Consider the following 23,542-nt stretch of genomic DNA (forward strand, 5'->3'; position numbering starts at 1 on the left):
CAATGTGGCACTGCGTTTTTTGTCACTTCTCTTTCACCAGTGCCAGATAGGGGTTGTTCGGCGGCGTGTCGGCGAACAGCAGGCGCGCATCGTCCAGCAGGTAGCCGTGGAGGCGGCGGGATTTGCGAGGCCCCGTCACCTCGCAGGTCCAGATGTTCAGGCCATTGGGATGCTTGCGATGGTGTTGCAGCCGCTCGAAACGCTTCTGTAGAGGACTTTCACCTCCAAGTCACCCGCTCGGCCACCACAGCCAAGCAAGTTGCGCTTACGCGCAACGCGCCACGCCTGGCGCACCCAAAAAAAGGTTCTTCACGGAATCCCGGGAAAGACTGAAACAAGAACGCCGGTTTGAGGGATGATGTTAGTGCGAACAAACACATCCACAAACCGGCGTTCTTGTGCACGATATTAATACGTTTCTGCCCTTTTGGGAGGGCTTTTCTGTCACTGCGATTCGGCCTGACGGTCACGACCTGCTGATCGACCTGATCCCGAACCCCACCAGATTCCCCCGCCTGCAGCGGCTGCCAGAGCCCCAGTACTACCGTCCACGAATACTGTCAGCGCTCAATCCGTGACCTGCCCATTCTTGGCCGTGCAGTGCGGTTGAATGTTGAGCTGCGGCGCGTCGGGTGCAGCGCATGCGGCAAGCGAATGGAATCAGTCCGTTGGCTTGACCGCTATTCGCGGATGACCAGGCGCTTGGCCGAAGCGGTGATCCAGTCTTGTCAAAGACTGCCCACCCTGCACGTCGCCGAGCTGTTTGGATTGCATTGGGACAGCGTGCGCTTGCTGGAGCGACGGGCGCTACAACACGCACTGGAGAAGCTACCGAAGGCCCAGCCCAGGCGCTTGGTGATGGATGAGTTCGCTCTGTTCAAAGGGCATCGCTATGCCAGCGTGGTGCTCGATGCCGATACCCGCCGGGTGCTGTGGATTGGCGAGGGGCGTAGCCGAGCTGCTGTCAGACCCTTTTTTGAAGAGCTGGGGCCGGAGGGCTGTGCACGGATCGAAGCAGTGGCAATGGACATGAACACCGCATTTGACCTGGAGGTACGCCAACATTGCCCGCAGGCACGCGTGGTTTATGACCTGTTTCATGTGGTTGCTAAGTATGGGCGAGAGGTAATTGACCGGGTGCGGGTCGATGAGGCCAACCGCTTGCGCCATGACAAGCCCGCCCGCATGGTGATCAAGCAAGCGCGGTGGCTCCTGCTGCGTAATCCAGAAAATCTCAAGCGAGAAGATCAGCAGGTACATCTGCAGGATCTGCTAGCGGCTAACCAATCGCTGATGACGGTTTATCTGATGAAGGCAGAGCTCAAAGCCCTGTGGTCACCCACCACCGCCTGGGGCTGGCGATCAGCCTGGAAGCAGTGGATACGCCTGGCTGATCAAAGCACGATACCGGCACTGAAGCAGTTCGCTAAACGCCTGAATGGATACTGGCGCGGCATCCTGAGCAGGGTGCGGTGGCCGATGCACACGGGTCAGTTGGAAGGTATCAACAACCGGATCAAGGTGATCAAGCGGATGGCTTACGGCTACCGGGACAGCGAGTTCTTTTTCATGAAGATCAAGACTGACTTTCCCGGCAATCCGTGAAATAAAAAAAGCCCCTTGCGGGGCTTTAAACCAAGGCACCAAAGGAGCGGAACCTCAGCGGGAAATGTTCGGCACCGGCCAAAGCCATGGAAAACAACCGCCAATCAACCCGGCGACAGGCTCATTCAACACAGCGCTACGCTCAGCGTTGTTCAGTTTCAATCAGGTATCTAGCGTTATACTTGATAGCACGAAAATTCTATCATAGCCCGCTTCCTAATTGAGGCTGCATATTGCCCAAAACTCCGAAATCCTGACCCGATACTCCGAGCGCTCGGCGACGCCACGGCTGACGAGCTAGAAATGCCAAGCGAATAGCGCAGGAATAGGCAAGGCATGCGCAGGTATTGAGTATCCTCTCGACGTGGCACGGCACTAGAATTCGCGGTTTACGAGCACAGCACACGTGGCGCGTATTGCTGTCTCGGCTCTTATATTTCCCTGCACGAGGTGATCTGACGATGAAAACCCTTGGTTACGCTGCAGAAGTTGCCGGAGCCCCGCTGGTTCCCTTTATCTTCAATCGCCGTGAGCTGCGTCCGAATGACGTTGCCATTGACATTCTTTATTGCGGTGTGTGCCACTCGGACTTGCACCATGCGCACGGTGACTGGCCGTGGACGCAGTTTCCGGTAGTTCCAGGCCACGAGATCGTAGGGCGAGTCATCCGCACAGGCAACGCTGTTAGCGACTACAAAGTGGGCGATGTGGTGGCGGTTGGCTGCATGGTGGACTCTTGCCAGCAATGCGATCAATGCGAACGAGGTGAAGAGCAGTTCTGCCGTAAGGGCTTGACTGAAACCTACAACAGCCCTGACCGGGTCACAGGCGAGACATTGAGAGGTGGGTATTCTACCAACCTGGTGGTCCGCCAGGAGTTTCTCCTGCGTGTGCCGACCTCCCTCGAACTCTCCCGTGTCGCGCCGCTGCTTTGTGCGGGTATCACGACCTATTCGCCGCTGCGCACTTTCAACGTAGGGCCTGGTAGCCGAGTGGGCGTGGTTGGCCTGGGCGGCCTTGGGCACATGGCAGTCAAACTGGCGGTCAGCATGGGTGCCGACGTGACTGTGATCAGCCGCACGACTGACAAGCAGGCCGATGCCTCGGCCCTTGGCGCGCACCACTTCCTGGCCTCAAGTGACGAAGCGTCCATGCAACAAGCCGCGTCACGCTTCGACCTGATCATTGACACTGTCCCCGTCCAGCACGACGTCATGCCGTACCTGCCGCTGCTGGATGTGGACGGCACCCTGGTGATTGTCGGCCAAGTGGGTGACCTGTCGCAGATCAACTCCGTGCCCTTCATCCTGGGGCGCCGTCGTGTGGCTGGCTCGGTGATCGGTGGCATTCGGGAAACCCAGGAGATGCTCGACTTTTGTGCCGAGAAAGGCGTTCTGCCGGAGTGCGAGATGATCCGAATGGATGAAATCAATGAGGCGTTCGAACGCATGGAGCGCGCAGATGTGCGCTATCGCTTCGTCATCGACATGGCCAGCCTGAAGGCCAGCGAGTAACACCACAACTGCCGCCGTGCGCAGACCGCCCAGGTCGAGGCACGGCGGCAACACATGCGACATGCAGAAGGAAGATTGCCTGCGCACTGCTGATGCCTATCCCGCTGCCAGGGGCACTCGCTACGTTCAACGCGAACACCTTGGTACGACACCCGCACGACCAACCTAGCACCTTCACGCCAGCCCGTGCCAGCACACCCTAGCAGCACGGAACAGGCGCGCACGCTTCGACTTCGCCGAATTCATTCATTCGACTTACTTAGCCCCCAGCTAGCACGAGGCTTTATCATGCAGCTAAAAACAGTAGCGCCAGCCGCACTGACCCTGTTGACACTTGCATCTGCGCTCTCCGGCTGCAACCCGCAGCAAGCCGCATCAGCCAAACCTGAGGCACAAGTGGTGTCGGTCGTCACCTTGAAACCCCAGCGCCTCGAGCTGACCACCGACCTTCCGGGCCGCACAGCCCCGTTGCGCGTCGCCGAGGTTCGCCCACAAGTCGACGGCATTATTCTCAAGCGGCTCTTCAAGGAAGGCGCCGATATCAAGGCCGGCCAGCAGCTCTACCAGATAGACCCTGCAACCTACCAAGCCAACCTGGCCAATGCCGAGGCACGCTTCGAGCAAAGCCGATCTTTGGCGGCGCGCTACAAAGCCTTGCTCAGCGAACAAGCGGTTAGCCGCCAGGCCTACGACGATGCTCGGGCAGAACAGCTGCAAGCGGCAGCGCAGCTCAAAACCGCCCAGATAAACCTCCGGTACACGAAGGTGCTGGCACCGATCAGCGGCCGTATCGGGCGTTCGGCCGCCACCGAAGGGGCACTGGTGACCAATGGCCAGACCCAAGCGCTGGCGACCCTCCAGCAACTCGACCCCATCTACGTCGATGTGACCCAGCCATACGCTGAAGTGCTGAAACTCAAACGCGCACTGAGCGACGGCCGTATCGCCAAAGGTGGCAAGAACGCAGCCTCGGTCAACCTCACCCTGCAGGACGGCACCCGCTATCCGCAGCAGGGTACCTTGGAGTTCTCGGAGGTATCCGTCGACCAGGCCACAGGCTCGGTCACAATCCGCGCCGTATTCCCTAACCCCGAGCACCTGTTGCTGCCTGGCATGTTTGTCCATGCCCAATTGCAGGCCGGCATCGCCGAACAGGCCATTCTCGCACCACAAATCGGTATCACCCGCGACCTCAAAGGTACGCCCACGGCGCTGGTCACTACAGCCGACAACACCGTCGAGCTGCGCGAACTTAAAACCGGCAACACCGTCGGCGACAAGGTGATCATCGAAGACGGGCTGCACGCCAATGACCGCTTGATTGTCGAGGGCCTGCAGTACGTGAAACCGGGGGACAGTATCCAGCCTCACGACATCTCGAACCCTAGCCTTGTATCCCAAACGCGCGGATCTGCTGCACCTGCACACTCGGAGTAACCCATGTCCAAGTTTTTCATCGACAGGCCCATTTTCGCATGGGTGCTGGCGCTGGTGATCATGCTCGCCGGCGCACTCTCCATCCTCAGCTTGCCTATCAACCAGTACCCCAATATCGCTCCGCCGGCGATTGCCATTCAGGTCAGCTACCCCGGAGCGAACGCCCAGACCGTGCAAGACACCGTGGTCCAGGTAATCGAGCAGCAGATGAACGGGCTGGACAACCTGCGCTATATCTCCTCGGAAAGTAACGCCGATGGCAGCATGCGCATCATTGTCACCTTCAACCAAGGTACAAGCCCTGATATCGCTCAAGTTCAGGTGCAAAACAAACTCAGCCTCGCCACCCCGCTGTTGCCGCAGGAAGTACAGCAGCAGGGGCTGCGCGTCACCAAGTTCCAGCAGAACTTCATGATGTTCGTCGGCCTTGTTTCGACTGACGGCAAATACAGCAAGGAAGACCTCTCGAACTACATCGTGTCCTACATCCAGGACCCCATCTCCCGCACCTCTGGCGTGGGGGACTTCCAAGTCTGGGGCACACAGTATGCTATGCGGGTCTGGCTGGACCCGGCCAAGCTCAATCAGTATCAGCTGACCCCGGTCGACGTCACCAGCGCTATCCAAGGGCAGAACGTCCAGATTTCCTCGGGCATGATCGGCGGCTTGCCGGCGGTCAAAGGTACCGTGTTCAACGCCAGCATTATCGGCAAGACCCGCCTGAGAAGTGCCGAGGAGTTCGGCGATATCCTGCTCAAAGTCAATCCCGACGGCTCGCAAGTGCGCGTTCGTGATGTGGCCCACATCGAGCTCGGCGGCGAAAACTACAGCATCGATGCCCAAGCCAACGGCCAACCGGCATCGGGCATCGCGATTCGTCTGGCAACCGGCGCCAATGCCCTGGACACCGCCAAGGCCATCCGCGCGACGATCGAGCGCCTCAAGCCGTTCTTCCCGCCAGGGGTCGAGGCGGTCTACCCCTACGACACCACCCCGGTGGTCACAGAGTCCATCAAGGGCGTGGTTCATACGCTCATCGAAGCCGTTGCCCTGGTGTTCCTGGTGATGCTGCTGTTCCTGCAGAACCTGCGAGCCACCATCATCACCACGCTGACCGTTCCCGTTGTGCTGCTGGGCACCTTCGGCATCCTCGCCGCAGCCGGCTTCACTATCAACACGCTGACTATGTTCGGCATGATCCTCGCCATCGGGCTTTTGGTGGACGACGCGATCGTGGTCGTGGAAAACGTCGAACGGGTGATCGCCGAGGAGCACCTGTCCCCTAAAGAAGCGACCAAGAAGTCGATGTCGCAGATCCAAGGGGCCCTGGTTGGCATTGCCTTGGTGCTGTCGGCCGTTCTGGTACCCATGGCGTTCTTCGGTGGTTCGACGGGCGTGATCTATCGCCAGTTCTCGATCACCATCGTCAGCGCCATGGCGCTGTCGGTGCTGGTCGCCCTGATCTTTACCCCGGCGATGTGCGCCACACTGCTCAAGCCTATTGCAGGGGACGCCCACGGCCTGTCCAAGCGCGGCTTCTTCGGCTGGTTCAACCGCAAGTTCGACAGCTTCACCGATCGCTATGAACGTGGCGTCAAGCACATCGTCGGCCACAAAGTACCCGCGTTCATCGCCTACGCGGTGCTGATCGCCGGTATGGCGTGGCTGTTCAAGACCATTCCAACGTCCTTCCTACCTGAAGAAGATCAAGGGGTGATCTTTACACAGGTCCAAACCCCTAATAACAGCTCCGCCGAAACGACCCAGAAAGTGCTGGACCGCATGACCCAATACCTTCTGGACAAAGAGCACGGCGAAGGGCGCGCGGTCAGCTCGGTGTTCACCGTGAACGGCTTCAACTTTGCCGGCCGGGGGCAGAACTCGGGCATCGCCTTCGTCTTGCTCAAACCCTGGGAGGAGCGCGACGCCGACCACAGCGTGTTTGCCATCGCCCAGCGCGCGCAAGCGGAGTTCGCCAAGTACCGCGACGCCATGGTGTATGCCATCGTGCCGCCTTCCGTGCTCGAGCTTGGCAACGCCACAGGCTTCGACTTCTTCCTGCAGGACCAGGCAGGGGTTGGCCACAGCCAGTTGATGGCGGCACGCGACAAGTTTCTTGAACTGGCCAGCCAGAGCAAGGTGCTGGCAGGTGTGCGGCCCAACGGCCTGTCCGACCAGCCTCAATACCACCTGACGATCGATGACGAGCGGGCTCGGGCGCTGGGCTTGTCGCTGGAAGACATCAACACCACCCTGTCGGTGGCCTTCGGTAGCCGTTATGTCAACGACTTCATCGACCGGGGCCGGGTCAAGCGCGTCTACGTCCAAGGCCAGGATGACTCGCGAATGACTGTCGAAGACCTGAAAAAATGGTACGTGCGCAACACCTCAGGCGACATGGTGCCGTTCGCGTCATTCGCGACAGGCGAATGGATCTATGGATCGCCTAAGCTTTCGCGTTATGACGGCGTGCCCGCCGAAGAAATCCTGGGGACCCCGGCGCCCGGTTACAGCTCAGGGCAAGCGATGGCGGAAGTCGAACGCATTGCCAAGGAGCTGCCGCCAGGTATCGGTATTTCCTTCACCGGCCTGTCGTACGAAGAACGTCTGTCGGGCTCTCAGGCTCCTGCACTGTACGCCCTGTCGATCCTGGTCGTGTTCCTGTGCCTTGCGGCGCTGTACGAAAGCTGGTCCGTGCCCATTGCAGTCATTCTGGTGGTGCCGTTGGGCGTCATTGGTGCGCTGCTCGCCACCAGCATGCGCGGCCTGAGCAACGATGTGTTCTTCCAGGTCGGGCTCTTGGTCACCGTGGGGCTCGCTTCGAAAAACGCCATCTTGATCGTGGAATTCGCCAAGGAGCTCCACGAGAAAGGAGCCTCGGTCGTCGACGCTGCTGTAGAAGCGTCCAAAATGCGCCTGCGCCCGATCATCATGACGTCCCTGGCCTTCATTCTGGGTGTGGTACCGCTGACCATCTCCAGCGGCGCCGGCTCAGGCAGCCAGCATGCGATCGGCACAGGGGTGATCGGTGGCATGATCACCGCGACGGTCCTGGCGATTTTCTGGGTGCCGCTGTTCTACGTCACAGTGTCGTTGCTGTCCCGTTCGGCCAAAGCGAAAGAGAAAAAAGCGGTAAACGCCGAGGGCTCGGTATGATCAAGTTGCGTCTGCTGGTATTGGCCATCTCAGCCACCGTTGGCGGCTGCTCGCTGATCCCGGACTATCACCGCCCCGCCGCGCCGGTGCCGACGCAGTTCTCCTCGGCGCCCGGCGCCGAGCAGGAAGAGCCCGCGCAAGCAGCCGATGCCAGCACCGAGGCGGTCTTCTCCGACCCTGCGCTACGGCAGCTTGTCACGCTGGCACTGCACAACAACCGCGACCTTCGGGTCGCGATGCTCAACGTCGATGCGTACCGTGCGCAATACCACATCCAACGCGCAGCGCTGCTGCCCGCGGTGAACGCGAACGCCAGCGGCAGCCGCGAGCGCATGCCGGCCGACCTGTCCAACACTGGGCAGGCCGACATCTCCAGCAACTACTCCGCAAACCTGGGCATCAGTGCCTATGAGCTGGACCTATTCGGACGTGTCAGAAGCCTCAGCCAGGAAGCCTTCGAGGGCTACATGGCCAGCGTGGAATCACAGCGAACCGCCGAGATCGCGCTGACGTCCAGCGTCGCCAACGCCTATCTCATCTGGGTCGCCGATCGGGAGCAGCTCAAGCTCGCAGAGGATACGCTGCAGACCTACACGCAGAGCCTTGAACTCACCGCCAGCAGCAACACCGTGGGCGTCACTTCTGCGCTGGATGTCAGCCGGGCCCGTACCTCGGTCGAGGGTGCTCGCGCCAGCGCCACAAGGTATCAGCGGCTGGTTGCTCAGGATGAAAACGCGCTCGTGACCCTGCTGGGTACGCAAGTACCCTCAAACCTGCCGGCCATCCCGCTGGCCAAGATCTACATCACCCAATTACCCGCAGGGCTGCCATCGCAACTGCTGGAGGAACGCCCCGATATCCTCGAGGCCGAGCACCGCCTGAAGGCAGCCAACGCTGATGTTGGCGCCGCGCGGGCCGCGTTCTTCCCACAAATCACCTTGACTGCCGAGGCCGGAACCGCCAGCCGCGACCTTGATGATTTGTTCAAAGGGGGCGCGAGCTCCTGGTACTTCAGCCCGAGTATCAGCCTGCCAATTTTTAATACCGGGTCATTGAAAGCGAGCTTGGACTACTCGCGCGTGCAAAAGGAGATCAATGTCGCGAACTATGAGAAAGTCATACAAACGGCGTTCCAAGAGGTTTCCGACGGCCTGGCCGCACGTGCTACCTATGCACAGCAAGTCCAAGCGCAGAGCGATCTAGTTGCGGCGAGCCAGGCTTACTACCACCTTGCTGAGCGACGCTTTCGCATAGGCCTGGACAGTAGCCTGCCTCTACTGGACGCGCAGCGATCACTGTTCAGTGCCCAGCAGTCCCTCATCGATTATCGCCTGGCTCAGCGCGCCGCAGAGGTCAGCGTGTATGTCGCGCTTGGTGGACGCTGGCACATTAAAGCCCACCGGGAGGTGCAGCAACAACTTAACACAGGTACGGGACGAGTAGTTCTGCGCCGATAAAGACCGCAGTCTATTCAGTCCCTGAAGCGCTGCGGCTATAAACCTTTCCCGGCTATGCCGTGAAGACATCAATAACCCCACTTGGGCATCGGTCGGTCAAGCTAAAGTCAGACGGCCGCACGTATGAAATGGAGCGTTTTTAGGCAAGCGTTATCGAATCAAACAAAGTCAGCCACTGAGAGACATAATATGCACAGCGCCTCTTTGAAGTACACACCAGGCACTCACCCGCTTGCAAAACTTCGTCACATCCTTGCCAAGCATGCACCGTATCCAGGTGACTTCCGCACCGGCATAAATGACCTATTCGTCTACCAGCGAAACGCGTTGGCAGCGCCCAGCACCTGCCTGGTTGAACCGAGTATTGTATTAGTGGCCCAAGGCGCCAAAGAACTGGTCATCGGCAGCGACATGTACCGCTATGACTCAACTAGATTTCTAATCACATCATTAAATATTCCTGCCCATTCGGCCATTATCGAAGCCTCTGAATCCGCGCCCTGCCTCGGACTTGTCCTCAAGCTCGACCTGCGAACACTCGCTGAGTTGATTACTCAAGACAGTTGTATCATGGCTCGTGGACGCGCAGTAAAAACAAGTGCTGGTGTGGGCGAGTTGGACACTCAGCTTGTTGCCAGTTTCACCCGGCTTGTTGAACTGCTGGAAGAACCGCACGCTATCCCTGTGCTGTGGCCACTCATTCAACGGGAGATACACTATCGCGTGCTCATGAGTAACCAGGCGCCTCTGCTGAGGCACATCGCCTCCGTCGGAAGCAAAGGACATCGCATCGCCAAGGCCATCGATTGGATGAAGCAGAACTATGCAACGCCTTTACGCGTGGAAGAACTGGCCTCCCAAGTTCAAATGGGGCTTTCAAACTTCCATCAGCACTTTCGACAACTGACGACCATGAGCCCATTGCAATATCAGAAGTGGCTTAGACTAAACGAAGCAAAGCGACTGATGCTCAACGAACATCTAGATGCGGCCACAACAGCGTTCAAAGTTGGCTACGAAAGCCCTTCTCAATTCAGTCGTGAGTACAGCCGACAGTTCGGTTCTCCACCCAAACGCAACATAGCAGAATTGCGCCGACAGTCAAACGACTGATTCCGTCACATGGAAGCCAACGAAACATGCCCTGCACAGCCGCACAGACACGCGGCAGGCTGAGCGTGGTGGAGATGTGTTCACCCTTCAAAGTGACTAACCACGCACGTACCTAGAAAAAACCATCATAACGCAAAGCACCTCTTACGCGTACAGTTTAACCCTCAAGCCAGTAGTCGCTTTCTTAGATGGGGAGCGGGTGGTAAATCACTCACCTGCTGCATGAGGTAGTCACCATGTCGACTCAAAAGCTACCTGAAAACTCAGAAATCAAAGTTTCTTACCATTCAGTCGGTTTCTTGCTGCTAGACAACTTCACCTTGATTGCCTTGTCTTGCGCGATAGAGCCGCTGCGGATGGCCAATCAGCTCTCGGGCCGAGAGCTCTACAGTTGGCATACGCTCACTGTCGATGGTGGTCAGGTATGGGCCAGCGATGGTTTGCAGGTCACACCCGACAGCTCGATCAACGGTGCGCCTGACTTGGATGCTGTCGTGGTTTGCGGCGGCGTAGGCATACAACGAGCCGTGACACGCCCCCATATACGCTGGCTGCAAGCCCAGGCTCGACTATCGCGTCATCTGGGCGCGATTTGCACGGGAAGCTGGGCTTTAGCGTGCGCGGGCCTGCTCGATGGTTTTGAGTGCAGCGTGCATTGGGAATGCCTGGCGGCCATGCAAGAGGCTTTTCCCAGGGTGAATGTGAGTACCCGGGTGTTCACGCTTGACCGCAATCGCTACACCAGTTCGGGTGGCACAGCACCGCTCGATATGATGCTCCATCTGATAAGCCGTGAGCACGGCCGCGAACTTTCAGCCGCTATTTCCGAGATGTTCGTTTATGAGCGCATCCGTAACGAACAAGACCATCAGCGGGTACCGCTCAAGCATATGCTCGGAACCCAACAACCGAAACTTCAGGAAATAGTCGCGCTGATGGAGGCCAACCTAGAAGAACCCATCGACCTCGAACAGCTGGCCTGTTACGTGTCGGTGTCGAGGCGCCAGCTCGAGCGCCTGTTCCAAAAGCACCTGCACTGCTCACCCTCGCGCTATTACCTGAAACTGCGCCTGATCAGGGCCAGGCAACTGATCAAGCAGACACCGATTTCAATCATCGAGGTGGCTTCTATCGTGGGTTTCATTTCCACACCACATTTTTCAAAATGCTACCGCGAGTATTTCGGCATACCGCCGCGCGAAGAACGCTCTGCCTCGAATACCGCTCAACCGATAGCAACCTCGCCTGACGCCATCCAGCAAATTCACCCACGTGCTGACATTACGTTGACTCAAATGAGCTTGGCCCAAAACGAGTCAACCTTTGCAAGCGTCCGGCTCTGACGACCGGGCTGCCCTGCCCGCCCAGATTCGACCTGGGCGGGCAGGGTGTGCACTCACCGGCCCGCGCTTTGCTCATGGCGCTGCAACGCAGCAGTGATACGGCGCCCGGCCTCAACTCCCACCTGGGTAGCGAGCACGTGCTCGGCCTCACGCAACTGCGCAACACTGATACCGGCATTGATGCCCATGCGGATATGCGCCTGCAATTGCGCGTCGACACCTGACATCGCGGCGAGCATCGCCACCGTGGCCAGTTCCCGGTTTTGCCAATTGAGGTTGTCACGTTCGAAAATGTCGCCAAACAGGTGGCTGCGCAAATACTCGTTAGCGACGGGAGCAAAATCGAACAGCGGCCCTTCAACTGTCGCCCCCGCCAGTTCAGTCTGATTAGCAGTACCTGCCGCCATCAATGCGTCACCTTTCGGCGCGGGGTGGCTAGGCTCGCTGCCTTGCGCATCATGAATACCCCTGGCCTCACGCGCCTTGACTACCTTCATCAACTCGGCCAACGCGTTCAGGCTGCGGGGAAACCCGGCGTAAGCATAGAGTTGCACCAGCACCTCACGGGCATCGCTAATGCTCATCCCGGCATCCAGGCCGTGCTCAAGTGCTTTGTTCAGCCCGTCGATGTCACCGACGGCGGCAAAAGCGGCAACCGGCACGAGTGCCCGCTGGCAGGCATTGAGGGTTTCACTTTGATTGGCGGTTGTACAAAGGCTCATGTTGCGACTCTCCTGAGCAGTGGCGACTTCGGTCAGTCCTCCCAGCCCCAGTGCGACGATTGCACCGATGGCCAAGCCAGGGCTAGTCCTGTTGCGTTTGGCTGTACTGCTCATCGCTCACCTTTTCCATCCAGTTGACATTTTTCCCATCCAGGCTGGGCGTGACAGCCAGATGCGTCATGGCAGTGGTCGATGCGGCGCCATGCCAGTGCTTCACCCCAGGCGGACACCACACCACATCCCCGGGACGGATCACTTGAATCGGCTTGCCCCACTCCTGGGTCAGGCCAACGCCGGAGGTAACCACCAGGCGCTGCCCAGCCGGGTGTGTGTGCCAGGCCGAGCGTGCGCCTGGCTCGAAGGTAACCAACGCGCCGGTGGTATTGATGTGTTCATCGGCCTGCCACACCGGGTCGATACGCGCGCTCCCGGTGAAGAACTGCGCCGGGACTACCACCGAAGCCTGTTCCCCGGCATGGATGATCTGCTGCGTATCGCCCCTGCCCTCAGCGGCCATCACCGCTGCAGACTGAAACATTGCGATGCAGGCGAAGGCTTTTATCGTTCGGTTACTCATCGTGTCGGTCCTCCTTGGATTAACGTGCGGTGTAGCCACCATCTACCGGTAGTGCAACGCCAACAATGAACGTAGAACCAGGACTGCACAACCAGAGCACCGCGTCTGCGATTTCCTGCGCGGTGCCCAGCCGGCGGATGGGCACGTCCCTCATCATCTCGTTCATCACTTCGGTTTCGCCCGCGAGCATGCCGGCGACCATCGGTGTCTCGATGATCCCTGGGCAGATCGCGTTGATGCGGATCCCTTTGTCCGCGTACTCCAGCGCCGCACTTTTGGTCATGCCCACCAGCGCATGCTTGGCCGCATGATAAGCCACCCGGCCAGGCACCCCCACCAAACCGCCGAGCGACGAATTGTTGACGATCGCCCCGCTGCCTTGGGCGCGCATCTGAATCAACTGATACTTCATGCACAGCCAGACGCCGCGCATGTTGATATCCGTAATGCGGTCGAATACCTCACTAGGCACATCGGCCGTTTCAACCGCCGGGCTTTGAATACCGGCGTTGTTGAACGCAGCATCCAGCCGACCGAAAGTGGCCACGGTCTTCTCGACCAACGCCTTGACGTAGTGCTCATCAGCGATATCGCCTGCAAATGCCAGCACGTTGTGGCCGGCGGCTGTCATCTCAGCGGCCACAGCCTGCAAGGCATCTTCGCGAATGTCAGCCAACGCCACCGCTGCGCCTGCCTCGGCAAAAGCGCGCGCAGCCGCTAGCCCCATACCCGAGGCCGCACCGGTGACAAGCGCGACTTGGCCACTGAAGTCATAGTTGATAGGTGCCATGATCAGCTCTCCTGAAAAAGTTGGTTTTGAACGCTCAGTAGCGCTCGAAGCGATAGGTCAACTCGGGGCCGCTACGGCCGCCGTAGGCCAATTGAGCAGTCAGCATTGCAAACGGTTCAATGTACCGAGCGATGCGCAACGGCCCCGCATCTTCGGGGGCGAAACCGGCATCGCTGATCAGCGCCACAGCCACACGACGCGCCGCCGGCTCATCACTGCAGTACAACAAGTTGGGGCGCACAGCCTGCTCCCTACGCTCATAAACAGGCAGCAGTACCTCGCTGGGCGTCGTCTGGAAGGTGGCGACAACCAAAGCCTGGGGCAAACGCCTGGCGAGCACCTCGGCACCGGATTGCTGATGAGCGACGACCAGTTCCGTGTCTGCCTCGTTCAGCGGTACGCAGCACGTCAGCACCACCTTGCCTGCCAACGTGCCCGCTTGAGCCAGCACGTCATCCAGCCGACTCCAGTGCACCGCCAGCAACACCACATCCGCTTGCGCAGCCTCGTGAACGGTGCCGGCCTTGGCTCCTGGCCCGGCATTGCGCGCCAGGGCCTGCAGGCGGCTGGCGCTGCGCGAATAGCTGAACACCACGGCATGCCCTGCTCGCGCCAGCACGGTGCCAATATTGCCGCCCATGCGCCCAGCGCCCAGAATGCCGATTTTCATGTGCTTGCTCCTGCGCTTGGTTAGCGGGGTTTGACCGTCGACGGCAGTGGCCATGGCGGCCAGCGTGAGGGCCGCGCCTGGGCTGACCGCCATTTGGACTCGTCAGTTACAGTGCCAACTTGAGAATTTCGACGACATCTTGCGGGGTGATATCAGCGTGCTCACCCAGCTGCACGAACTGATGCTCCTCGAGTTTGGCCACCACCGCTGGTATGAGCGTCGCGTCCAGGCCATACGCTGACAGCCGGGTCGCGACCCCCATACGCTCGAAGAACTGGCGAGTACACGCGATGGCCTGGCGGGCGATCAGTTCAGGCTCGGTTTCCTGGATATGCCACACTCGCTGCCCGTACTGGACCAGCTTGGCCTGTTTCTGGGCCAGTTTGTAGGTCCAGATGGCAGGCATCATGATCGCCAAGGTCTGAGCGTGATCCAGGCCGTGCAATGCCGTCAGCTCCTGCCCGATGAGGTGCGAAGCCCAGTCCCCGGGTACACCGGTCGACAACAGGCCGTTCAAGGCCATGGTTGCGCTCCACATCAAGTTGGCACGCACGGCATAGTCATCAGGCTCGGACAAGGCCTTAGGGCCTTCTTCGATGATGGTCGCCAGCAGCCCCTCGGCGAAACGGTCCTGTACTTTGGCGTTGACCGGATAGGTCACGTACTGCTCAAGTACATGCACCATCGAATCGACCACCCCGTTGGCAACCTGCCGGGCTGGCAGCGAACAGGTGGTGCGCGGGTCCAGGATGGAGAACTGCGGGCGAACATGGTCGGAATTGAAGAACAGCTTGTCTTTCGATGCGGCGCGGGTGATCACCGAAGTCGGGTTCATTTCCGAGCCGGTAGCTGCCAGGGTCAGCACGCAGCCGATCGGTAACGCGCCTGTTACCGCCGCACCAAAGCTGGCGATGATTTCCCAAGGGTCGCCCTGGTGGGCGGCGGCAGCGGCAATGAATTTGCTCGCGTCGATCACCGAACCGCCACCGACAGCCAGCACGAAGTCGACATGCTCGCGACGCGCCAGGCTTACCGCCTCGACACAGGTTTCGAAGTGCGGGTTGGCCTCGATACCGCCGAACTCAAGCCAATCGACCCCTTCCAGGGCTGCGATGACTTGCTCGAAGATGCCATTCTTTTTGATGCTGCCGCCGCCATAGACAATCAGCACGCGAGCCTTAGCGGGGATCTGCTCGCGCAAGGCAGCGATCTGCCCTTCACCAAAAAGGATGCGGGTATTGTTGAAGAAATTGAAGCTGTTCACGTTAATACGCCTTTCAGAGAAAGCCGGCCACTCAGGTGGCCGGCGCTCGGATCATTGCAGCGCTGCGCAGAAGAATGCCTGCAGCTTGTCGAAGGGGATCACGTCGGTACGGTCATACAGGTCCACGTGGTCCGAGCCCGGAACCACATAAAGCTCCTTGGGCTCATTCGCGGCGGCGTGGATATCCTCGCTATAGAAGCGAGAATGGGCATGTTCACCAACGATCAGCAGGATCGGCCGTGGCGAAATCCACGCCAGTTTGTCGAGCAGCGGGAAGTTCATGAACGGCAAGGCCGATGTCTGCGTGAACTGCGTGGTCGAGTTGGGGTGGTAACCACGAGGGCGGGAGTAGAACTCACCAAACTCTCGGCCAATGGGGTGCGTATCTTCGTTGATCTCAAGCGGCGCGCCGCGCGCGGCCAAGGCCACACGACCACTGGCAAACTCGTTCCAACGCTGTTCAGCCAATGCCTCCAGCGTCGCTTTACGCGCCTGCTCATCGAGGCTGCCGGCAAAGCCTTCGGCATGCATGCGCGAAATGTCGTAGAGGCTGACGGTGGCAACCGCCTTGATCCGCGGATCGACCTGAGCGGCGCTCAGACCAAAGCCGCCAGACCCACAGATCCCAATGACCCCAATGGCATTGCGGTCGATACCCGCCTGATTACCGAGGAAGTCAACGCCCGCGTGGAAATCCTCGACGAACAGCTCCGGAGAAGACATACGCCGTGGAAAACCGCTGGACTCACCATTGTGCGAAGCATCGAAGGTCAGGGCCACGAAACCACGCTGGGCCAGCTGGTTGGCATAGACGCCAGGCCCCTGTTCCTTGACGCCGCCATAGGGCGCGCCAATGATCAGTGCAGGCCAGTCTTGGCGGCTGGCGAAGTCAGCTGGCAAATAAAGATCGCCGGCCAGCTCAACGCCAAAACGGTTGCGGTAGGTGACGGGTTCACGGCGGACCTGATCACTGAGTTCAAAAATGTAATTACTCACGATCACCTCTTCTGGAAAGGTTTCTGGAAGGTTGGAGTGGTTTCAGTCTTTTTTCACCGGGCCGGCGAGGAACACTTCATCGGTTACCGGCTCAAGCCAATCGACCGGTTTACCGTCGAGGAACTCGTTGATTGCCACATGCTGCATGGCGGTGGTGTCAGTGGCACCGTGCCAATGGCGACGGCCGCAGTTGCACCAGATCAGATCACCAGGCCGAATTTCGGTCTTCGGGCCGTTCTCGCACTGGGTCCAGCCGACGCCATCGGTCACAAGCAGAGCCTGGCCCAGCGGATGGGTGTGCCAGTTGGTACGTGCACCGGGCTCGAAATTCACGACTGCGATGCCAACGCGAGCCGGCGCCGGCGCCGTGAAGATACGATCAATGCGAACACGTCCAGTGAACCACTCGCTTGGTCCCTCGATGGCCTTGGTCGAACCGGCTCGATGGATTTGCATGTCGGTAGCGGTTGGATCAGTAGTGCTCATGAGCTACTCCTCATTGGGTTGTGCATGAGTAAAATGTAGCGCGCCCTTATTGATTCGTGTATATGCAAAATACAGAAATCTGTATTAAGCAGGGCTTCACAATGCTATTGAGTAAAGTCGACGACCTCATCGTTTTCGTCGCCGTGGCGCGCGAGGGCAACTTCACCCGAGCAGCGGCACACCTGGGCGTTTCACCGTCGTCGGTCAGCCAGACCATTCGAAGCCTTGAGGAACAACTTGGCGTACGTCTTCTGACGCGCACCACGCGAAGCGTCACGCGCACCGAGGCAGGCGAGCGACTGCTGGCGCAAATTGCCCCCCTGCTCGATCAGATCGAAGAACACCTGAGCGCCGTCTCCGACTTGCGCCAACGCCCTTCGGGTACCGTGCGCATCACTGCAGACGAGTTCGCAGCCCGTTATGTACTATGGCCCAAGCTGCTCCCGCTGCTCAAAGACTACCCAGAAATCACCGTTGAATTGATTACCGACTATGGCCTCACAGATATCGTTGCCGAGCGTTTCGATGCAGGCGTGCGCCTGGGCGGCATCATCGATGCCGATATGGTCGCAGTGCCAATAGGGCCTGAAATGCGTATGGTCACAGTGGCCGCGCCCGAGTACCTGGCGCGCAACGGCACGCCCTCTCGCCCAGAACAACTCACCGCCTATCAATGCATCAATCTGCGCTTGCCGACCCACGGCGGCCTTTACCCATGGGAGTTCGGCAGCGGCGAAAACGAGTTTCGCGTGCGAGTCAATGGACCGTTGATCATGAACAGCGTGTTACAGATACACGATGCCTGTTTGGCAGGCGTTGGCATCGCGCAGTTGCCTGACGCACAGGTTCAGCATTCCTTGCACAGCGGCGCGCTAGCAGAAATCCTCAAGCCGTGGTCAGACCCCTTTGCTGGCTACCACCTTTACTATCCCAGCCGCAGGCAACAGACCGCTGCATTTCGCGTGGTCGTGGAGCATTTGCGCCAAGGCATCGCCCCCGCTGCACCCTAAGAGATAACCCAGCCCTTCCGCGCTGCGCTGTCGCGGAGCGAACAGAGCATCATGAGGTACTCACTGCGCCTCAGGCGTGTCCTTGCCCACCACGAAATGTCCAGGCAGTGCGCTGAGCAGCACCACAAGGCAGCCGCACAATGCCAGCAACGCATAGGCCGAAGCCACCTGCACCAGGCTGAAGTAAGCCGACAACTGCCCGGCAATCAAGGTCGGAATCGCCGCCCCGGCGTAAGAAGTGGCATAAATCACCGACAGCACGCTGGCACGTTCTTGCTGTGCCACTTCACCCACTACGGTCTGGATGCTGCCACTCAACGTCAGCCCTTGCGCGGTACCGGCAACCACGCTGGCAATCAAGAACGGCACGAGCAGGCCAGCCTTGAGCGACAGCAATACCGCGACCACACCCACGGCAAATACCAGGATGCCAAGGCGCTGGGCCATGCGGGCGCTCATCCGCCCGGCGAGCGAAGCGCCCAGCGCGCCAGGGGCCATGATCGAGGCAAACACCAGCGCCGCCGCCAGCGCGCTGGCCGAATGCAACTGCTCGCGCGCCATGGCCGGGCCAAAGGCCTGATAAAAACCACCCAACGCCCAGGTGCTGACAAACACGCATGCGGCCACCGGAAAGGCACGACGCGCCACGGCCGGCATACTGAAGTGCGGGCGCAGCGAGGCTATCACACCGGGCCGGCGCGCCAGTGTTTCGCGAGCGCAAAGCAACACGACCGCGCATACCAGCAACACTGCCAACACCACCAAGTAGGGCAGCACGCGCGGCCAGGGTGCGTACTCCACCAAGGCGCCGGCCATCATGCCCCCCAAGGTCAACCCCGTCATTGGCCCACAACTGATGATCGCTGGCGCCAACCAGGCTGGCGAGCGCGGGGCCCTGTCCACCAGCCAGGCCGCCAGGGCGGTCGAAGCCAAGCCACACGACAGCCCTTGCAGCCCACGGGCGACCAGCAGCGGCGTGGCTTGGTGCACCGTTGTCAGCAGCAGGCAGGCGCACATTGCCAACAGCAATGCCAACAGCGCCGGGAGGCGCCGACCCAGGTGGTTGGACAGGCGCCCGAACACCAACAGCGCGGTCACCGCACCGGCGAAATAGATCACCGAGCTAAGTGAAAGGTCGCCATAGGTCAAGCCGTCGACAGCTCGATAGCTGCCATAAAGCGGGATGGGAGTGGCCGAAGCCGCGTAGGTCGCTACTAGCGACGTGCTGGCCCCCACGAAGGAAAGCCGGTGATAGGCACTCGTCACCGTGCGCCTCCTGTGTTGAAGAAATCGAGCGTTGCCTGCAATTGGACAGCAAAACTCCCCTGTCGAAAAAGCCCGCTTCTTTTCATGGGGTCATGAACTACTTTCATCAAACCTCGCCCCCTTAGCGGTTGTAGCGCAATGCCTCGATCACCAACTTCAGCGCCTGGGAGGGCTGGCGCCGGCTAGGGTAATAAAGGTGGTAGCCCGACCACAGCGGACACCAGGCGTCCAGTACGCGCTGCAAACGCCCTTCGCGCAGGTGCGTCTCGACCAGCGTGAGCGGCACGTACCCCAGGCCAAAGCCTGCCAGAGCCGCGTCACGCACCTCATAGATGCCATTGAATACCAACTGGCCATCCACTCGAACTTTCACCTCACGCCCGTCTGCGTCGGCGAACTCCCAGGCATAGAGGCCGCCATGGGTGGGCAGGCGCAAGTTGATACAGCGGTGCTCGACCAGTTCATGCGGGGTGCTGGGCGCCGGGTGAGCGGCAAAGTATTGCGCGGTCCCCACCACCGCGAAGCGTTCATCCGGGCCAATACGCACGGCCACCATGTCCTGCGCCAACTGTTCGCCGAAACGCACCCCGGCATCAAAGCGCTGGCCGGCAATGTCGGTCAGGCCATAGTCGCAACTTAGCTCGACCTTGATGTCGGGATAATTGGCCAGAAAAACCGAAAGCTTGGGCCAGAGGATGTCGCGAATCGCGTAGTCCGTTGCGGTGATACGCACCATGCCGGCCGGTTTGTCCCGAAATTCGTTGAGCGCCAATACTTCAGCATCGATCTGGGCCATCTGCGAGGCGATGTTCCGATACAAGTGCTCCCCCGCTTCAGTGGGGGATACATTGCGGGTGGTGCGGTTCAGCAAGCGGATGCCCAGCTGGCTTTCCAGCGTGCGAATGGTATGGCTCAGCGCAGACTGAGAAACGCCCATCTGCGCTGCCGCCCGGGTGAAGCTGCCTTCACGTGCCACCGTGACGAAGGCCTGCAGACCGCTGTAGTGATCCCGCGCCATTTATGAAAAAACCTCATGATAGTTTTTCAACCAAGGCAGCTTATCGCATAAGGTCTCACTTGCAACAATGTCACTTTTGAAAGTCGGCGGCCCCTGCAAGGGCTGCACGCACGGTGGGGGACTCATGCGACCGAGAATCATCTGCCATATGGTCAGTTCAGTGGACGGCCGCCTGCACAGCGAGCGTTGGACCCCCATCGTAGCCAGCCAGGAACCCGGCCTGCTCATGCGGGTTTACGAACAAACTGCCGAGCGCCTGGGTGCGCAGGGCTGGATCGTCGGACGCCAGACCATGCAGGCAATGACCAACGGCTCGTCCCACGGCGCGCAACCGCCCTCGCCACTGCCCCGCAGCCCTCACCTGGGCCAGCGTAACGGCCGCAGCCTGGCGGTCGCGGTCGACCCCAGTGGCAAGCTGCATTACGGCGCCGATCATGTCGGCGGTGACCACGCCGTCGCCATACTCGGCGAACAGGTCAGCGACACGTACCTGCAGGAGCTCAGACAAGATGGCGTTTCCTATCTGTTCGCCGGTGCCGATGGCCATGACCTGGCCGGCGCCCTGACGACCTTGGGCAGCAGCCTGGGTGTGGACAGGCTGTTGCTCGAAGGCGGCGGACGTATCAACGGCGCCTTTCTCCAAGCAGAGCTGATCGATGAACTGAGCCTGCTGATCTACCCAGGCATCGACGGCCTGACGGGCATCCCCAGCATCTTCGATTTCCACGGCCAAGGTGAACAGGTCGCGCGCTGCGCCTGCTGTCTTGCGAGGCCCTGGAGGCCGGCTTCGTCTGGTTGCGCTATAACGTGGAACGTCTGCAGGCCAAGGCTTGAACAGCCTTGGCTGGAAGGCGTCGGCAGCGGGGCACGAAAGGCACGCGTGGCCGATGGAAAACCGCGGCTTCAGGCCGTGACGACAGCATCAGATTCTCAAAGGTTAACTAGGTAAGAACGATGAAAATCAACTTGTTGATCAACGGCCAGTCCGTACCTGCCACGCTGGATGACAACGCCGCAAGCAGAGACTTCCTGGCGCTTTTGCCATTGACACTCAAGCTCAGCGATTACGCCTCGACCGAAAAAATCGCAGACCTGCCCAAGAAGCTTTCCACCCACGGTGCGCCTGCCGGCTACGCCGCAGAAGCCGGTGACATCACGTATTACGCCCCGTGGGGCAATCTGGCGATATTCTATCGTCGCTTCCATCATGCCAGCGGGCTGGTTCGCCTGGGGCGGCTGGAAGCGGGGCTGGACCTGCTGCAAGGCCAGGGGTCGATCACCGTGACCATTGAAGCGAACGGCTAAAGGGATTGCTGACCTGCCCCTGGGTGCCAGCTGGCAACCCAGGGTGGCTCATCAGAACTGCTTTTCCAGCTCCGGCACGGCTTCGAACAGGTCGGCGACCAGCCCGTAGTCGGCCACCTGGAAGATCGGCGCCTCTTCGTCCTTGTTGATCGCGACGATCACCTTGGAGTCCTTCATGCCCGCCAGGTGCTGGATCGCGCCGGAGATACCGACGGCGATGTACAGCTGCGGGGCGACGATCTTGCCGGTCTGGCCAACCTGCATGTCGTTCGGCACGAAGCCTGCATCGACCGCGGCGCGCGAGGCGCCGACGGCGGCGCCGAGCTTGTCGGCCAGGCTGTACAGGTGGCTGAAGTTGTCACCATTGCCCATGCCACGGCCGCCGGATACGACAATCTTGGCAGCGGTCAGCTCGGGGCGGTCGGACTTGGCCAACTCTTCGCCGACGAAGGCCGAGATACCGGCATCGTGCGCAGCGCCTACAGCTTCTACGGCAGTCGAGCCACCTTCGGCGGCCACGGCGTCGAAGCCGGTGGTACGCACGGTGATGACCTTGACCGCAGCGCTCGACTGCACGGTGGCGATGGCGTTACCGGCGTAGATCGGGCGCTTGAAGGTGTCGGCCGATTCTACCGAGATGATCTCGGAGATCTGGTCGACGTCCAGCAGCGCGGCCACACGTGGCAGGAGGTTCTTGCCGTTGGTGGTGGCCGGGGCCAGCACGTGGCTGTAACCCTTGGCCCCGCCTTGTCCAACAAGAGCAACGATCAGCGGCGCGACGTTTTCCGGCAGCACATGGGCATAGGCAGCGTTATCGGCGACCAGCACCTTGGCCACGCCAGCGATCTTGGCAGCGGATTCAACGACGCCGCCAACGTTCTGGCCAGCGACCAGGACGTGGATATCACCACCGATCTTGGCGGCAGCGGCGACAGTGTTCAGGGTGGCCGGGGCTACGGCACCGGCTTCGTATTCAGCGACAACCAGGATAGTCATTTCTGGCTCCTCATAATCAAAGCACCTTCGCTTCGTTCTTCAGTTTCTCGACCAGTTCGGCCACCGACTTGACCTTGATACCGGCGCTGCGGGCAGCAGGCGCTTCGACCTTGAGGGTCTTGGTGGTGGAGGCCAGGGAAACGCCCAATGCATCTGGCGTGAGGGTTTCCAGTGGTTTCTTCTTGGCCTTCATGATGTTCGGCAGCGACGCGTAGCGTGGCTCGTTCAGGCGCAGGTCGGTAGTGACGATGGCCGGCAAGTTCAGCGAAACGGTCTGCAGGCCGCCGTCGATTTCACGGGTGACGTTCAGCTTGTCGCCAGCGGCTTCCACCTTGGAGGCGAAGGTGCCCTGGGCGAAGCCGGTCAGCGCGGCGAGCATCTGGCCGGTCTGGTTGTTGTCGCTGTCGATGGCCTGCTTGCCGAGGATGACCAACTGCGGCTGCTCCTTGTCGACAACGGCTTTCAGGGCCTTGGCCACGGCCAGGGAGTTCAGCTCGTCGGCGACTTCGACCAGGATGGCACGGTCGGCACCCAGGGCCAGGGCGGTACGCAGTTGCTCCTGGGCGGTGGTCGGGCCGACGGAGACGACGACGATCTCAGTCGCTACGCCCTTCTCTTTCAGGCGTACGGCTTCTTCCACGGCGATTTCGCAGAAGGGGTTCATGGACATCTTGACGTTCGCAAGGTCGACGCCGGAGTTATCCGCCTTGACGCGAACCTTGACGTTGTAGTCGACCACGCGCTTGAGCGCTACCAGCACTTTCATGGTGTTTTCCTTGTATCGGCTGCGGGTTGTGTCATTGATACCTCCAAAGCC

General features: G+C 60.0%; 20 protein-coding genes and 2 pseudogenes. 10 read left to right on the plus strand and 12 right to left on the minus strand.

Annotation, left to right across the window (positions count from 1 at the left end; genetic code table 11):
• Positions 1–22 precede the first annotated feature (22 nt).
• Positions 23–211, minus strand: a pseudogene (locus ACIPZC_RS05480) (conjugal transfer nickase/helicase domain-containing protein); the annotation flags it as partial.
• A 187-nt stretch (positions 212–398) separates the two neighbouring features.
• On the opposite strand from ACIPZC_RS05480, the pseudogene ACIPZC_RS05485 reads away from it, so the two are divergent.
• The 7 genes and pseudogenes from ACIPZC_RS05485 to ACIPZC_RS05515 all read left to right on the plus strand — a co-directional run bounded on the left by ACIPZC_RS05485 (position 399) and on the right by ACIPZC_RS05515 (position 11,625).
• Positions 399–1,605 (plus strand): annotated as a pseudogene (locus ACIPZC_RS05485) (ISL3 family transposase).
• A gap of 461 nt (positions 1,606–2,066) precedes the next feature.
• A complete protein-coding gene (locus ACIPZC_RS05490; protein ID WP_400625394.1) occupies positions 2,067–3,119 on the plus strand; it encodes an NAD(P)-dependent alcohol dehydrogenase in 1,053 nt (350 codons plus the stop codon).
• A gap of 288 nt (positions 3,120–3,407) precedes the next feature.
• The gene (locus tag ACIPZC_RS05495) at positions 3,408–4,556 is read left to right on the plus strand and encodes an efflux RND transporter periplasmic adaptor subunit (RefSeq protein ID WP_400625396.1); all 1,149 of its coding nucleotides are present in this window, start codon (positions 3,408–3,410) and stop codon (positions 4,554–4,556) included.
• 3 nt (positions 4,557–4,559) lie between these two features.
• Positions 4,560–7,712: an efflux RND transporter permease subunit gene (locus ACIPZC_RS05500; RefSeq protein WP_400625398.1), complete on the plus strand. Its 3,153-nt coding sequence runs from the start codon at positions 4,560–4,562 to the stop codon at positions 7,710–7,712.
• The gene (locus tag ACIPZC_RS05505) at positions 7,712–9,169 is read left to right on the plus strand and encodes an efflux transporter outer membrane subunit (RefSeq protein ID WP_400625781.1); all 1,458 of its coding nucleotides are present in this window, start codon (positions 7,712–7,714) and stop codon (positions 9,167–9,169) included. The genes ACIPZC_RS05500 and ACIPZC_RS05505 overlap by 1 nt, the downstream gene beginning before the upstream one ends.
• 189 nt (positions 9,170–9,358) lie before the next feature.
• Positions 9,359–10,282 carry an AraC family transcriptional regulator N-terminal domain-containing protein gene (locus ACIPZC_RS05510; protein ID WP_400625783.1) on the plus strand — a complete coding sequence of 308 codons (924 nt, stop codon included), beginning with the start codon at positions 9,359–9,361 and terminating at the stop codon, positions 10,280–10,282.
• A gap of 236 nt (positions 10,283–10,518) precedes the next feature.
• Positions 10,519–11,625 (plus strand): GlxA family transcriptional regulator, encoded by a 1,107-nt coding sequence (locus tag ACIPZC_RS05515; RefSeq protein ID WP_400625400.1) that lies wholly within the window; start codon positions 10,519–10,521, stop codon positions 11,623–11,625.
• A gap of 53 nt (positions 11,626–11,678) precedes the next feature.
• Here the strand turns inward: ACIPZC_RS05515 and ACIPZC_RS05520 are convergent, their stop codons facing one another.
• From ACIPZC_RS05520 to ACIPZC_RS05550, 7 genes are all read right to left on the minus strand, one after another.
• The gene (locus ACIPZC_RS05520) at positions 11,679–12,422 is read right to left on the minus strand and encodes a carboxymuconolactone decarboxylase family protein (RefSeq protein WP_400625402.1); all 744 of its coding nucleotides are present in this window, start codon (positions 12,420–12,422) and stop codon (positions 11,679–11,681) included.
• Positions 12,423–12,429: 7 nt separating this feature from the next.
• Positions 12,430–12,924: a cupin domain-containing protein gene (locus ACIPZC_RS05525; RefSeq protein ID WP_400625404.1), complete on the minus strand. Its 495-nt coding sequence runs from the start codon at positions 12,922–12,924 to the stop codon at positions 12,430–12,432.
• Positions 12,925–12,943: 19 nt separating this feature from the next.
• Positions 12,944–13,714 (minus strand): glucose 1-dehydrogenase, encoded by a 771-nt coding sequence (locus ACIPZC_RS05530; protein ID WP_400625406.1) that lies wholly within the window; start codon positions 13,712–13,714, stop codon positions 12,944–12,946.
• A 34-nt stretch (positions 13,715–13,748) separates the two neighbouring features.
• Entirely contained in the window at positions 13,749–14,384 is a 636-nt protein-coding gene (locus ACIPZC_RS05535; RefSeq protein ID WP_400625408.1) for an NADPH-dependent F420 reductase, read from the minus strand.
• 106 nt (positions 14,385–14,490) lie between these two features.
• The gene (locus ACIPZC_RS05540) at positions 14,491–15,648 is read right to left on the minus strand and encodes an iron-containing alcohol dehydrogenase (protein WP_400625410.1); all 1,158 of its coding nucleotides are present in this window, start codon (positions 15,646–15,648) and stop codon (positions 14,491–14,493) included.
• Between the two features lie 51 nt (positions 15,649–15,699).
• Entirely contained in the window at positions 15,700–16,644 is a 945-nt protein-coding gene (locus ACIPZC_RS05545) for an alpha/beta hydrolase (protein WP_400625412.1), read from the minus strand.
• Between the two features lie 42 nt (positions 16,645–16,686).
• A complete protein-coding gene (locus ACIPZC_RS05550) occupies positions 16,687–17,130 on the minus strand; it encodes a cupin domain-containing protein (protein ID WP_400625414.1) in 444 nt (147 codons plus the stop codon).
• Between the two features lie 101 nt (positions 17,131–17,231).
• Here ACIPZC_RS05550 and ACIPZC_RS05555 point away from each other — a divergent pair, with 101 nt between their 5' ends.
• Positions 17,232–18,140 (plus strand): LysR family transcriptional regulator, encoded by a 909-nt coding sequence (locus ACIPZC_RS05555; protein WP_400625416.1) that lies wholly within the window; start codon positions 17,232–17,234, stop codon positions 18,138–18,140.
• Between the two features lie 60 nt (positions 18,141–18,200).
• Here the strand turns inward: ACIPZC_RS05555 and ACIPZC_RS05560 are convergent, their stop codons facing one another.
• Both ACIPZC_RS05560 and ACIPZC_RS05565 read right to left on the minus strand, forming a co-directional pair.
• Positions 18,201–19,406: an MFS transporter gene (locus ACIPZC_RS05560; RefSeq protein ID WP_400625418.1), complete on the minus strand. Its 1,206-nt coding sequence runs from the start codon at positions 19,404–19,406 to the stop codon at positions 18,201–18,203.
• 121 nt (positions 19,407–19,527) lie between these two features.
• Positions 19,528–20,424: a LysR substrate-binding domain-containing protein gene (locus ACIPZC_RS05565; RefSeq protein ID WP_400625420.1), complete on the minus strand. Its 897-nt coding sequence runs from the start codon at positions 20,422–20,424 to the stop codon at positions 19,528–19,530.
• Between the two features lie 124 nt (positions 20,425–20,548).
• Between ACIPZC_RS05565 and ACIPZC_RS05570 the strand changes: the two genes are divergently transcribed.
• Together ACIPZC_RS05570 and ACIPZC_RS05575 are read left to right on the plus strand one after the other, a co-directional pair.
• Positions 20,549–21,373 (plus strand): dihydrofolate reductase family protein, encoded by an 825-nt coding sequence (locus ACIPZC_RS05570; protein WP_400625422.1) that lies wholly within the window; start codon positions 20,549–20,551, stop codon positions 21,371–21,373.
• A gap of 5 nt (positions 21,374–21,378) precedes the next feature.
• Entirely contained in the window at positions 21,379–21,729 is a 351-nt protein-coding gene (locus ACIPZC_RS05575; RefSeq protein ID WP_400625424.1) for a cyclophilin-like fold protein, read from the plus strand.
• 51 nt (positions 21,730–21,780) lie between these two features.
• On the opposite strand, the gene ACIPZC_RS05580 is transcribed toward ACIPZC_RS05575, so the two are convergent.
• Entirely contained in the window at positions 21,781–22,725 is a 945-nt protein-coding gene (locus ACIPZC_RS05580; protein WP_400625426.1) for an electron transfer flavoprotein subunit alpha/FixB family protein, read from the minus strand.
• A gap of 16 nt (positions 22,726–22,741) precedes the next feature.
• Positions 22,742–23,491 carry an electron transfer flavoprotein subunit beta/FixA family protein gene (locus tag ACIPZC_RS05585; protein ID WP_400625428.1) on the minus strand — a complete coding sequence of 250 codons (750 nt, stop codon included), beginning with the start codon at positions 23,489–23,491 and terminating at the stop codon, positions 22,742–22,744.
• Positions 23,492–23,542: the final 51 nt, after the last annotated feature.

The organism is Pseudomonas sp. NPDC089743, from assembly GCF_044748785.1.
Taxonomy (GTDB): Bacteria; Pseudomonadota; Gammaproteobacteria; order Pseudomonadales; family Pseudomonadaceae; genus Aquipseudomonas; species Aquipseudomonas putida_X.